The sequence below is a fragment of the Rhizobium vallis genome (assembly GCF_003985155.1).
In the GTDB taxonomy this organism is placed as follows: domain Bacteria; phylum Pseudomonadota; class Alphaproteobacteria; order Rhizobiales; family Rhizobiaceae; genus Rhizobium; species Rhizobium vallis.
In genome coordinates, this window is sequence record NZ_ML133687.1 from 447,561 (window position 1) to 460,060 (window position 12,500).

Genomic DNA, 12,500 nt, shown 5'->3' on the forward strand with positions numbered 1-12,500 from the left:
TTCACAAACGGATTGACGGGATGAGCGATAGGGAAAAGGCCCGCTGGCAGAGCGATCTCGCGCTGATCGCCGATGCTGCGAAAGAGGCCGGCGCAGTCGCTTTCGGCTTTTTCAACCAGTCTCCCGAAGTCTGGTGGAAGAACGAGGACCGCTCTCCCGTCAGCGCTGCCGATTTCGCCGCCAACAAGACACTCGAATCCATCCTGCGCAAGGCCAGGCCGGATTATGGCTGGCTGTCTGAGGAAACCGAGGACGATGCCGAGCGCCTGTCGCGCGAGACGCTGTTTATCGTCGATCCGATCGACGGCACGCGCGCCTTTCTCGGCGGGCAGAAGGTCTGGTGCGTCAGTGTCGCGGTCGTTCACCGCGGCCGGCCGGTCGCCGGCGTGCTTTATGCTCCGGCGCTCGATGAATTATTTGAGGCCGTCGAGGGCGGCGTAGCATTGAAGAACGGCGAGCCTCTCACCGTTTCCGTTGCGGGACCGCAGGAGATAAGCCGTCTTGCGGTCGGCGAGGACTTGCTGAAGACCTTTCCGCAGGAGTTTCGCGACCGGGTCAGCCGTGAGAAATATATTCCCTCGCTCGCGTACCGCATCGCCATGGTGGCGGATGGCCGGCTTGAGGGCACCTTCGTCAAGGGCAATTCGCATGATTGGGATCTTGCCGCCGCCGATCTGATCCTCGCCTGCGCCGGCGGCGGTCTCGTCGATCTCTCGGGCAAGCCGATCCTCTACAATCGACCTGAAGTCACCCACAAGGTCCTTTGCGCGGCGCCCGCGCCCCGCCTCAGGGAGTTCCTCGCGGCCTTTCCCGGCCGACGAGACAGTTGACGTTTTCGTCAAAATCCCGCAGATGAGGAGGCGGAGGAGAATAGGCAGAAAGAGAACAAGAAAATGACTGACTCCGGTGACAAGAAGCAGCTTTTGCATCTCGTTTTTGGCGGCGAACTGGAAAGCCTCGATGACGTCCAGTTCCGTGATCTGAACGGTCTCGATATCGTCGGCATTTTCCCCGACTATGCCACAGCGCTGACGGCCTGGAAGGCGAAGGCGCAGCAGACGGTCGACAATGCGCATATGCGCTACTTCATCGTTCACATGCATCGTCTGCTCGATCCGCAGGCCAAGGGCAACTGACCCTGGCAGGTGCCGCCGGCCACCGCTCGCCGAGCGGGGATTTCGTGTATCGAGCCCCCGCCGATCGGATTGTCTGACGCATTCTGAACAAATTAATCGGTCATTCCGGCCGCAACGATAATTGGGGAATGGGGTTGATGTCGATCGCTTTTGATCGGAGGCTGGCGCAATGAGTTCCAGGATGGCGCGGTTCGGTCTGAGCGCATACCGTCTGGCGGGAACCGTTGCCTCTCCTGTCGTCGGCCTCTATATCACCTACCGCACCGCCAAAGGTAAGGAAGACCGGGCACGCCGCCTGGAACGCTTCGGCTATCCGAGCGCCAACCGGCCGCAGGGCCCGCTCGTCTGGTTCCATGCCGCTAGTGTGGGCGAAACCAACGCCGTTATTCCGCTGATCCGTGAAATCCGCCGGCGCGACATTCATGTCATCCTGACGACCGGCACCATCACGTCGGCGAGACTCGCGGCCGAGCGCCTCGGCAATGAAGCAATCCATCAATATGTGCCGCTCGATCTGAAGCCCTCCGTCAGCCGCTTCCTCGATTATTGGCAGCCCGATTGCGCCATCATCGCCGAATCCGAGATCTGGCCGGCAACGGTGCTGGAACTCGGCCGCCGCCGCATCCCGCAGATCCTGATCAATGCCCGCATGTCGGACCGCTCCTTTGCCCGCTGGCGCCGCCGCCCGGCGATCGCCGAAGCCTTGTTCGAAAATCTGGCTTTGGTCATCGCCCAGTCGGATGTCGATGCCGAACGTTTCCGCGATCTCGGTGCCGTGCCGGTCATCACCTCCGGCAATCTGAAAGTCGATACCGACGCACCGCCCTATGACAGCGCTGTCCTTGCCCGCTACAAAAAGCAGATCGGCGATCGCAAGACCTGGGCGGCGATTTCGACCTTCGACGGCGAGGAGAATGCCGCCGCCATCGTTCATCGCGCCCTCAAAGAGCGCGATCGTCAACTGACGATCATCGTGCCGCGCCATCCCGAGCGCAGCGACGAGATCGAGGCGGCTCTGATCAAGCACGGGCTGAAGGTCGCCCGCCGGACCCGCGACGACGCCTTGTCCGCCGATGTCGATATCTTCCTCGGCGATACGATCGGCGAAATGGGCCTCTATTTGAGACTGACGGAAATCGCTTTCGTCGGCCGTTCGCTCTTTGCCGAAGGCGGTCAAAATCCGCTGGAGCCCGCCATGCTCGGTTGCGCCATCCTGTCCGGTGGCCACGTGCAGAATTTCCGCGATGCCTATCAGAAGCTTGCCCGCAGTGGCAGCGCCCGCATGGTGCGTGACACTGAAATGCTGGCCAAGGGCGTGCATTACCTGCTGATCAACGACGAAGCTCGCCGCAACATGATCGAGGCCGGCATCACCGCCGTGCACGACATGCGCGGGGCTTTGACGGCGACGGTGAAAGGGCTGGAACCCTATATCAATCCCCTGACGGTCAAGGCGCGGCTTTTGCCGAAGGCCGCGGCTCAGGGCTGAGGAGGCGCAATGTCGGCCGCAGCTGCTATCAAAGGCATCCTTTTCGACAAGGACGGGACGCTGCTCGATTATGACGAGAGCTGGCTGCCGGTAAACCGGGAGCTTGCGCGCATCGCCGCCAAAGGGGATCAGGTTCTCGCCGACCGGCTGCTTTCCGCCTGCGGCATGGATCCCGTGACCGGCCATATCGTTCCCGACAGCCTGCTTGCCGCCGGCAATACCCGCCAGATCGCCGAAGGTCTCGTTGCCGCGGGCTCGATGGTCGAAGTCAACGACCTGACGATCAGCCTTGACGAACTCTTTTCCAACGCTGCGCAATTCTCCGTGCCGGTGACAGACCTCGCAGGCTTCTTCGCCCGGCTGCATCGGCGCGGCTTCAAGCTCGGGGTCGCCTCCAGCGACAATGAGCGCTCGATCCGCCAGACGGCGGAACGTTTCGGTTTCGCCCGCTACGTCGATTATATCGCCGGCTACGACAGCGGGTTCGGCGTCAAGCCGGAGCCCGGCATGGTGCTCGGCTTTTGTGCCGCAACCGGTCTTTCTCCCGAAGAGGTCGCCATGGTCGGCGACAACAACCACGATCTGCACATGGGCCTGAATGCCGGGACGGGGTTGAGGATCGCGGTGCTGACGGGCACTGGTTCGCGGGATTCGCTTGCCGCCGCAGCCGACCATGTGCTCGACGATATCACCGCCATCGAGACGCTGCTGCCGGATCTACAGCCGGCCTGACCGGTAAGGGCTTGCATTTTCATCGATTTTGACCTCTCAATCCGGCCGGAAAACGGAAATTTTCGCCGGGCAGGGAGCAGGACGGCAAAATGATATCAGAAGCGCCGCCGTTCTGGTGGAGGAAAGCCGACTGGCGGGCCTGGCTGCTGCTGCCGCTTTCCTTTCTCTACGGCCGCATCGCCGGCCACCGCATGGCCCATGCGCGCCGCGCCTCCGTTCCCATTCCGGTCATCTGCGTTGGCAACTTCACCGTCGGCGGGGCCGGCAAGACGCCGACCGCCTTGACGATCGCCCGCGCCGCCAAGGCAAAGGGGCTGAAGCCGGGCTTCCTCAGCAGGGGCTATGGCGGCTCGCTCGATGTGACGACGGTCGTTGATCCCGATCATCACCGGGCGGTCGCCGTCGGCGACGAGCCGTTGCTGCTCGTCCAAGAGGCGCTGACGGTGATTTCCCGCAGGCGCGTCGAAGGGGCTCAGCGCCTGGTGGCCGAGGGCGCCGATCTGATCATCATGGATGACGGCTTCCAGAGCGCCCGGCTGGCGATCGACTATGCCCTGCTCGTCATCGATGCGACGCGCGGCCTCGGCAATGGCCATATCGTGCCGGGCGGCCCGGTCCGCGCGCCGATCCGCCAGCAGCTGCAATATGCGACCGCGCTCTTGAAGGTCGGCGACGGCAATGCCGCCGACAGGATCGTCCGCATGGCGGCGCGTGCCGCAAAACCCTATTTCACCGCAGCGCTGAAAGTGCGCGGCGACAATACGCTTGCCGGCATCAAGGTGCTTGCCTTCGCCGGTATCGCTGATCCTTCGAAATTCTTCCGCACCGTCCAATCGCGTGGCGCCGAGATCGCTGTCGCCAAAACCTTCGGCGATCACGAGCACCTTACCGAGGAAGAAATCGACGACATCCTGACGACCGCCGAGCGTCAGGATCTCCTGATCGTCACCACCTCCAAGGATTTCGTCCGCCTCTCCGGCCATCACGGCAAGGCGCAACAGCTTGCCGAAAAGAGCCGCGTGATCGAGGTCGACATGGTGTTTGCGGATCACCTCGCGCCGAACCTCATCATCGACCGGGCGATCGTCGCCTGCCGCGAACGGCGGCTACGAGAGATCAAGGCCGGGGTTAAAGCAATTCCAGGAAAGGCTGAGCCGCACTGACAGGCTGCTGCAAAGCTATTACACGATCGAGCGAAGCAAAGTTTCGCGTGCCGAGGTCAGATGCGACCGACAAGTGCGATCGATCAAGGAGATATTGCGGCTTTCGAGGGCGTCGATCAGCGCGAGATGTTCCCGAATGGCGACCTCATTCCGCGTGCGTTCGTCGCGCTTGTTCCACTGATAGTGATAGTGGAAGACAATGGCGATCACGTCCTGGAAGCTTTCGATGAAGCGGTTCGGCGCGACCGCCGCAATCAGCCGATGGAATCGACTGTCCAGCTCCGAGAAGTCCTGAAACCGGGCGTCGATATCCGCGAGCAATTCCAGATGCGCCGTCCGCATAGCGCTGACCTGCTTCCAGACGGGCGAACCGTCAGGCAGGGTAGCGAACAGCCGTGCGGAGCGCATTTCGAACATCTCTCTGATCTCGAACAGTTCGAGTGCGAAACTCGCGGTGAACCCTTTGAAAACCCAGCCTGCATTCTGACGCTTCTCGATCAGCCCATATCTCTGAAATCGATTGAGAAACTCACGCACGATCGTGGTCGCGACGCCGAATCTCCTGGCCAGTTCCGCCTCATTGATTTCCGTGCCCGGACAGGCGTTGTCGCGCAGCATCCATTCCATGAAATTCGTTTCGACCTGTTCGGAAATGGCTAAGGTCTCTTCCTTCGGATAGCGCTCTATCTGCCGCGGCTGCTCCCGCATGATCCGTTTGTGCGCTTCAGATGTGATGATCCCACGAGCCGACATCCCCGCCAGTACCTTCCGCACTGTCGTCCTGCTCACGCCAAGCTGAGTGCGCAACGCGTTTTCGGACGGCAATTCCTCCCCAAGGTCGAGGGTTCGAAGGATATCAATCATATCATTGAAGGCCCGCTTAAAGGTCGTATCCGTTCTCATAAGCAACCCTTGGTATGGTTTTGTATCCATAAAAAACAAGTTGACGCATGTTTATCACATGTTTCTTATGTATAAAAAACGGGGGAGGCTAGGGGAATTTGGAAGACTCTGGGATTCTGCCTCAGAATTCGTCCCGGCCTGGGGGAGCGCAAGACGCAACCTTCCCTCCGAGACAATCCGGCATCACATTGGGACTGAAGCTGTTGAGCTTAGGCCCTTTATTGATCCTCATTATACTCGTTGCCGTCGTCAGTTTAATCACGCCGGCTTTTCTGAAGCCTGTTAACCTCGGGAACATCCTGGCGCAGACGGCCGTGATTGCTGTCGTGGCAATGGGCCAGCAACTCGTTATCCTGACGCGCGGGATCGACCTGTCTGTCGGTTCGAATCTCGCGCTCGCGACGGTCATCGGCGGATTGGTCTACCAGCAGGTCGATTCCTCAATCGTCGTCATCATAGCCATGCTGTTTGCAGGTGCTGTTGTCGGCGCGGTCAACGGCGTGGTGTTTGTCCATGGCAGGCTGCCCCACCCTTTCATTATTACGCTTGCGACCTTGAGTATTTGCCGCGGCCTGGCCCTTACATTGGCGCCCGGCCACACCACCATGCGCGGGATGCCCGATGCAATTAGTGCGATCGGCGGCGGTACGACGCTTGGCGTGCCCAATTCCTTCTTTGTGGTTGCGCTGTTCGGATTTCTATTTCTGATCCTGACGAAAGCGATGGTCTTTGGCCGATGGATCTATGCGGTCGGTGGCTCGCCGAATGCCGCCAAAAGCATGGGTATACCGGTAAAGGGCGTTCTGCTCGCAACCTACATTATCTCAGGCTTTTGTGCAGGTGTCGGCGCAGTACTGCTTGCAGGGCGGACCGCCGCCGCCTCGCCAATCTACGGCAATCTTTTGGAGCTCGACACCATTGCCGCCGTAATTATCGGTGGCGCCAGCTTTCTGGGCGGACGGGGCCATCTCGGCCACGCCTTGATCGGAGCCGTGCTGATCGGCGTCATCCGCAACGCCCTCAACCTTCTCGGGGTCGACGTGTTCTTTCAAATGATCGCGATCGGGCTCGTCATCGTCATCGCCGTAGAGGCCGATGTGCTTCGTAACCATCTCGAGGCGCGCGCGCGTGCGCTTCAATCGGCGAGGGTACAATGAACCCTGCATCCACCACACCGGCACTTTCGGTTCGAAACGCGCAGAAGCGTTTTGGCGCGATCCATGCCCTGAAAAACGTGAGCTTTGATGCCTATGCTGGTGAGATAACCGCTCTCTTGGGCGACAATGGCGCCGGCAAGTCGACGCTCGTCAAATGCATCAGTGGGCTTCATAGTCTCGACGAAGGCGAGATCCTCGTGGATGGCGCTCCTGTCGGGCTCCATTCAACGGCGGCGGCCCGCCGCGCCGGTATTGAAACCGTCTATCAGGATCTGGCGCTTTTCGACAACCTGACCCCCGTACAGAATTTCTATTGCGGACGAGAAATCTCTTTCCCCTCCTGGCTGCCGCGTCCGCTCCGCTTCCTCAACACGGGCATGATGAAGCGGGAGGCAGCAAGTGTCATTGATCGCCTGAAGGTGAAGCTGCCGCGATTTGACGCGCCGGTCGCGCTGATGTCCGGGGGGCAGCGACAGGCGATTGCGGTCGCGCGCGCCATTGTTTTTGCGCGCAAGCTGGTGATCCTTGATGAGCCAACCGCCGCCCTCGGTCTTCGCGAGTCTCGCCAGGTGCTTGACCTTATCAATCAGCTCAAGGCCGACGGAAATGCCGTGATCATCATTACGCACAATATGGAGCATGTCGTCGAAATCGCCGATCGGGCGGTTGTGCTGCGACAGGGCCGCAAGGTGGGTGAACTGAAGCCGACGGAAGCCAACAAGCAGGACGTTGTCGCGATGATTGTCGGCGCCGAGGCTTGAGGGGGATCGCTGCTTCGTTGGGGCAGCGGACAACGAGATCGCCCTAGAGGAGGGCGGTCGAAACATGGGAGGTGTAGCATGAAACCGCAATCCCTGCTGGGAGCTCTTGCGCTCCTGGCCGTCGCTGCAGTGCCATCCTTGGCGCAGGACCCGGTGAAGCTCGGCTTTATAACCAAATTCCCCGTACCGTTCTTCGCAACGATGGAAAACGCAGCAAAGGATTATGCAAAGAAAAATCCCGGCGTCGAGATCATCTACGGGCAGGGCACGTCCGCAACCGACATCGAGGGCCAGATTGCACAAATCGAGTCCATGGTGACACAAGGCGTGCAGGGCATTGCCCTCACGCCCGTCGATCCCACCGTGTCCGCTGCGCTGGACAAGGCGGTGGCAGCCGGGATCAAGGTCGTGCTGATGGACAACAACATTCCGGATTGGAAAGGCAGGACGGCGCTTGCCACGACCAATAATTTCGCCGCGGGCAAAATCGCGGGCGAATATCTCAAAACGGTTCTTAAAGCCGGCGACACGCTCGGGATTCTCGAGGGCGTGCCCGGTGTGCCTGCGCTTGATGACCGTGTGAAGGGTATGCTTGAAGGGCTGACAGGCCTTGACGTCAAGATCGTCGGGAAAGGCGCGACAAACTGCACCGAGGAGCTCGGGATCAGTGTCGCTGAGGATCTGCTCACAAAGAACCCGGACCTCAAGGCCATTTATGCCGCTTGCGGCCCGCCCGCAGCTGGTGCCGCGCGCGCAATCAAGAACGCGGGCATTGCCAATGACAAGATTGTGCTGGTTGGTTTCGACTTCTGCTGCGGCGAAGAGGAAGCGATGAAGAGTGGCATAGAGGATGCGTCGGTGGCACAGTTTCCCACCAAGATGGCAGAACTTGGTGTGGATGCGCTGGTAAAATCAATTCGTGGAGAGAAGGTCGAGTCTCTGATCGACTCCGGCGCAGCGCTCGTGACGCCCGAGAACATGGCAAAATTCAAGTGACCTGTTGCCTCCGTCGACCGCGCGGACGACGGGGGCAAGCTTCGCTTCTCTGTCGGGATTGATATCGTCGAACCCAGAGGCCCGGAGCCACACTCACGTCGGAAAAGACGCGGCCGCGCTTTAGCGCCGCTGGTTCGGCAGCACGCCCGCGCGTTTGTCGGCTTCGAGCGATGACATTACATCGGCATAAGGTTCCTGCCGGGCGACGCTCCAATAGCGCAGTTCGTCCAGCGGGACTTGTTTTCCCGTCATCGCGCAGACGACATAGGAGCCGGGCGAGAGAATCTGGAAATCGCCATCGAGATAGCGAATCTTCGCTTCGCGGTTTCCGTGCCCTTCGAACAAATTCATGCGCTCCGTTCCCTGCAGCCTGTCATCTGTCTGCCATACTCCCGCAAAAGCTGCTTTTCCAGCTTTTTTAGCTTCTGCCGAAAAGCCGTTCGATATCGCTGAGCTTCAGTTCGATATAAGTCGGCCGGCCGTGATTGCACTGACCTGAGCCGGGCGTCACTTCCATTTCTCGGAGCAGCGCGTTCATTTCCTCCGGCCGCAGCCGCCGTCCGGAGCGCACCGATCCGTGGCATGCCATGGTCGCCGCCACATATTCGAGCTTGGCCGAGAGGCCTGATGCCGTGTCCCATTCGGCGATCTCGTCGGCAAGCTGGCGGATGAGGCCGCCCGCATCGACTTCGCCGAGCATGGCAGGCGTCTCGCGCACGGCAATCGCCCCAGGCCCGAAACGCTCGATCGCAAGACCCAATTCGGAAAGCTCGGCCGCATGCTGCATCAGCCGGTCGCAATCCTCTTCCGGAATGTCGATGATCTCGGGGATGAGCAGCACCTGCGAAGCCAGCCGCTTCGAATGCAGCGCCTTGCGCATCGCCTCGAAGACCAGCCGCTCATGGGCGGCATGCTGGTCGACGATGACAAGCCCGTCCTCGGTTTGGGCGACGATGTAGTTTGCGTGGATCTGCGCCCGCGCCGCGCCGAGCGGATAGCGCCCGGCCGGTTCGGGGGCGGCCGGTTGCGGCGAAAACTGTGGCTCGGCCCGCGCCGTCGGCATCGAAAGCCCGTCCAACGACGCCTGTGGCCGTTCGGCGAAACCCGTTGCCGGCTGGTAGGGTCGGGAGGGCGAGGTCTCGGCCGACCATGCCGTCTGCGGCCGCTGACTATGCGGCTGGAAGCCGGGGCGGAAGGAGCGCAGCATGTCGCTCGCTCCCGTCGTTGCTGCCCGGCTGCCGTCGCGCGCCAGGGCCTCGCGGATCGCGCCGACGATCAGGCCGCGCACCAGGCCCGGATCACGGAAGCGCACGTCGGATTTCGCCGGATGCACGTTGACGTCGACGAGAGCGGGATCGAGCGTGATCGACAGCACCGCCACCGGATAGCGTCCTGACGGGATGGTCTCGGCATAGGCGCCGCGGATTGCCGAAAGGATCAGCTTGTCCTGCACCGGCCGGCCGTTGACGAAGGCATATTGATGGGCGGAATTGCCACGATTGAAGGTCGGCACGCCGGCAAAGCCGGTCAGCGCGATCTCCTCGCGCTCGGCGTCGAGCGCAATGGCATTGTCGCGGAATTCCTTGCCGAGCACTTGTGCCATGCGCGCCAGGTGATCGTCGCCGGTCGCCGGGAATTCCAGTGTCGTGCGATCCGAGCCCGACAGCACGAAGCGCACGGCGGGAAAGGCGATCGCCATGCGCTTGACGATCTCGGTGATGGCGCCGGCTTCGGCTCTTTCCGTCTTCAGAAATTTGAGCCGGGCGGGCGTGGCGAAGAACAGGTCGCGCACTTCGACGATCGTGCCGGGATTGGCGGCGGCGGGCCTCAGATGCACGATCTTACCGCCGGCGACGGTGATCTCGTTGCCGCCGGCGCTGTCGCGCCTGCGGCTGGCGATGCTGAGCCTGGCGACGGAGCCGATCGAAGGCAGCGCCTCGCCCCGGAAGCCGAGCGTGCGGATATCCTCGAGCGTCTCTGAAATCTTCGAGGTGCAGTGGCGCCGAACCGCCAGCTCCAGATCGGCGGCATCCATGCCGGAGCCATTGTCGCTGACGCGCAGCAGCGCCTTGCCGCCGCCTGCGGTGGCGATCTCGATGCGCGTCGCGCCGGCGTCGAGCGCATTTTCGATCAGTTCCTTGGCAGCGCTCGCCGGCCGTTCGATGACTTCGCCGGCAGCGATCTGGTTGATGAGCGTTTCGGAAAGCTGTCTGATGGCCATGGGCTATTTTCGAGGATTCGTGGGCTGGAGGGAAGGGGGCGACCGGGCTTTCCTGGTGCCATGATCCGGAACTCCCCCAAATTTGGGGTTAGGTAATGTTAAGCCGGTTTTAACATAAAAATGGCATTTCTAATCACACACCTCCGGAAGCTGCGAAATCGAACAGATGTGGGACGCAACAAAATGAGTGCCGGCTTCGAAAAGGCGGACACATCATCAGAAACCGACGGGAATCTCGCCGAGGTCGATCTGCAGACGGCGCTTTTCGATGTGGTGTGCGACAGCCTTTCGGCAGCCTTCATCATCTATGACAAAACCGATCATCTGATCTTCGCTAGCCGTCAAATCCTCGAATTCTTTCCGCTGCCGGCTGAAATGCTGAAACCGGGCACAAGGCTCCGCGATTTCCTCGGCGCGATCTACGACACCGGCATTCGCCAGCAATATGACGTGAGGAAAGGTGGATCGCCGAGCCGCGAGGACTGGCTGTCGCAGAAAATCGCCTCGCATTGGCGCGAGCGCTTCGATGCCGTCGAGCGTCACGGTGCCGACAGCTGGGTGCGCTTCGTCAAACGCAGGCTGCCGGGCGGCTACGGCGTCACCATCATTTCGGATATATCCGAGGATAAGAAGCGCGAAGAGCAATGGCGTTCGGATCTGGAGCGCGTCCAGCTCACCGAGGATATTCTCGACAATCTCCCCTTTCCGCTTTTCGTCAAGGACCGCAACCTCACCTACGTCGCGGTAAACCTCGCCTTCTGCGAGAAATACCAGACGAGCGCCGACGAGGTGCTCGGCCGCAAGAGCGGTGATCTCTTTTCCCCGGAAATTGCCACGCGCTTCGAGGAAAGCGATCGTCATGTGCTGGACACCGGTGAGATGTCCATCTCCCGCCAGCGCCAGATCTCCCGCGACGGCATCGAACGCGACATCGTCAGCCGCAAGCATCGCATCGGCAAGCCCGGCCGCTATTTCCTGGTGTCGACCATGCAGGACCTGCCGCGCGACGGCGCCGATCTCGACGAGTTCGACCGGGCGTCGGCGATCACCACGTCAAGCAATCAAAGCTATCGCCGGGCCTATCTGCCGGTGCCGAGCCCCGTCGAGCGGCGCGAGCCGGCGGCGATGGAAGCGATCGTTCCGGAAAATTTCTCAGGCCGCAAGATCCTCGTCGTCACCGCCGATCTCGCCGCTGAGACCGCCGCCCTGCGTACGCTGTCGAAATATGGCTTCGAATCCTGCTCGGTGCGCGGCGAGGACGAGGAGGAGCGGTTCCTGGAAATCGCCACCTCCTCCGGCATTTCGCTCGATCTCGTCATCATCGATAATCAGATGGGCATGCGCTGCCTCGAACTCGCCGAGCAATACGGTATCCCGGCACTCGTCATGGACGGCTTCCAGATCGCAAACGAGCTCACCTTCCAGATCGCCCGCCATTTCAATCGCAACAGCCGCAGCGGTAGCGGTTCCGACAGCGATTGGGAGATCAGTACCTTGGACGACGCGGTCGGCCTGGAGGTTCTCGTCGCCGAAGACAACGATATCAACCAGATCGTCTTTTCTCAGATCCTCGAGGGCCTCGGTTATCGCCACATGATCGCGGCGACCGGCGACGAGGTAGTGCGCCTCTGGGCCGAACACCGGCCGCAGATCGTGCTGATGGATATTTCCCTGCCGGGCTTCAACGGCTTTGAGGCCGCGCGTCTCATTCGTCAGATGGAAGAAGCCGGTGGCGAGGTCCGCACACCGATCATTGGCGTGCTCACGCAGGCCTTCGAGCGCGACCGCACCGAATGCGTCAAATCAGGCATGGACGACGTGATCATGAAGCCGGTAAGCCCCGATATGCTTGAGACAATATTTCAGAAACACCTAATGGAAGGGTTGATGCGAGCGCGCAACTGATCGAAAGATCGGTCAACTCCCCAGAATTTGGGAACGC

12 protein-coding genes are annotated in these 12,500 nt (G+C 61.0%); 9 read left to right on the plus strand and 3 right to left on the minus strand.

The window, feature by feature from the left end; all coding sequences use genetic code 11:
• Positions 1-20: 20 nt before the first annotated feature.
• From EFQ99_RS07275 to lpxK, 5 genes are all read left to right on the plus strand, one after another.
• Positions 21-830: a 3'(2'),5'-bisphosphate nucleotidase CysQ gene (locus tag EFQ99_RS07275; RefSeq protein ID WP_126920232.1), complete on the plus strand. Its 810-nt coding sequence runs from the start codon at positions 21-23 to the stop codon at positions 828-830.
• Between the two features lie 63 nt (positions 831-893).
• Positions 894-1,136, plus strand: a complete 243-nt coding sequence (locus EFQ99_RS07280; RefSeq protein ID WP_126920234.1) for a DUF4170 domain-containing protein — start codon at positions 894-896, stop codon at positions 1,134-1,136.
• Positions 1,137-1,305: 169 nt separating this feature from the next.
• The gene (gene waaA, locus EFQ99_RS07285; RefSeq protein ID WP_126920236.1) at positions 1,306-2,625 is read left to right on the plus strand and encodes a lipid IV(A) 3-deoxy-D-manno-octulosonic acid transferase; all 1,320 of its coding nucleotides are present in this window, start codon (positions 1,306-1,308) and stop codon (positions 2,623-2,625) included.
• A gap of 9 nt (positions 2,626-2,634) precedes the next feature.
• On the plus strand, positions 2,635-3,357 hold the full coding sequence (locus tag EFQ99_RS07290; RefSeq protein ID WP_126920238.1) for an HAD family hydrolase: 723 nt from the start codon (positions 2,635-2,637) through the stop codon (positions 3,355-3,357).
• A gap of 89 nt (positions 3,358-3,446) precedes the next feature.
• Positions 3,447-4,520: a tetraacyldisaccharide 4'-kinase gene (gene lpxK / locus EFQ99_RS07295; RefSeq protein WP_126920240.1), complete on the plus strand. Its 1,074-nt coding sequence runs from the start codon at positions 3,447-3,449 to the stop codon at positions 4,518-4,520.
• 18 nt (positions 4,521-4,538) lie between these two features.
• Here lpxK and EFQ99_RS07300 read toward each other — a convergent pair whose 3' ends face one another.
• Positions 4,539-5,423 carry a GntR family transcriptional regulator gene (locus EFQ99_RS07300; protein WP_126920858.1) on the minus strand — a complete coding sequence of 295 codons (885 nt, stop codon included), beginning with the start codon at positions 5,421-5,423 and terminating at the stop codon, positions 4,539-4,541.
• Between the two features lie 98 nt (positions 5,424-5,521).
• Here EFQ99_RS07300 and EFQ99_RS07305 point away from each other — a divergent pair, with 98 nt between their 5' ends.
• The 3 genes from EFQ99_RS07305 to EFQ99_RS07315 all read left to right on the plus strand — a co-directional run bounded on the left by EFQ99_RS07305 (position 5,522) and on the right by EFQ99_RS07315 (position 8,337).
• A complete protein-coding gene (locus EFQ99_RS07305) occupies positions 5,522-6,580 on the plus strand; it encodes an ABC transporter permease (RefSeq protein ID WP_208722727.1) in 1,059 nt (352 codons plus the stop codon).
• Positions 6,577-7,341, plus strand: coding sequence for an ATP-binding cassette domain-containing protein (locus tag EFQ99_RS07310; protein ID WP_126920242.1), 765 nt, complete (start codon positions 6,577-6,579; stop codon positions 7,339-7,341). Before EFQ99_RS07305 ends, EFQ99_RS07310 begins: the two co-directional genes overlap by 4 nt.
• A gap of 78 nt (positions 7,342-7,419) precedes the next feature.
• Positions 7,420-8,337 (plus strand): sugar ABC transporter substrate-binding protein, encoded by a 918-nt coding sequence (locus tag EFQ99_RS07315; protein ID WP_126920244.1) that lies wholly within the window; start codon positions 7,420-7,422, stop codon positions 8,335-8,337.
• 120 nt (positions 8,338-8,457) lie between these two features.
• Here EFQ99_RS07315 and EFQ99_RS07320 read toward each other — a convergent pair whose 3' ends face one another.
• Both EFQ99_RS07320 and mutL read right to left on the minus strand, forming a co-directional pair.
• The gene (locus EFQ99_RS07320) at positions 8,458-8,688 is read right to left on the minus strand and encodes a DUF2093 domain-containing protein (RefSeq protein WP_126920246.1); all 231 of its coding nucleotides are present in this window, start codon (positions 8,686-8,688) and stop codon (positions 8,458-8,460) included.
• Between the two features lie 67 nt (positions 8,689-8,755).
• Complete coding sequence (gene mutL / locus EFQ99_RS07325) at positions 8,756-10,558, minus strand: DNA mismatch repair endonuclease MutL (RefSeq protein ID WP_126920248.1); 1,803 nt, start codon at positions 10,556-10,558, stop codon at positions 8,756-8,758.
• 183 nt (positions 10,559-10,741) lie between these two features.
• Here mutL and EFQ99_RS07330 point away from each other — a divergent pair, with 183 nt between their 5' ends.
• A complete protein-coding gene (locus EFQ99_RS07330) occupies positions 10,742-12,463 on the plus strand; it encodes a response regulator (protein ID WP_126920250.1) in 1,722 nt (573 codons plus the stop codon).
• Positions 12,464-12,500 lie beyond the last annotated feature (37 nt).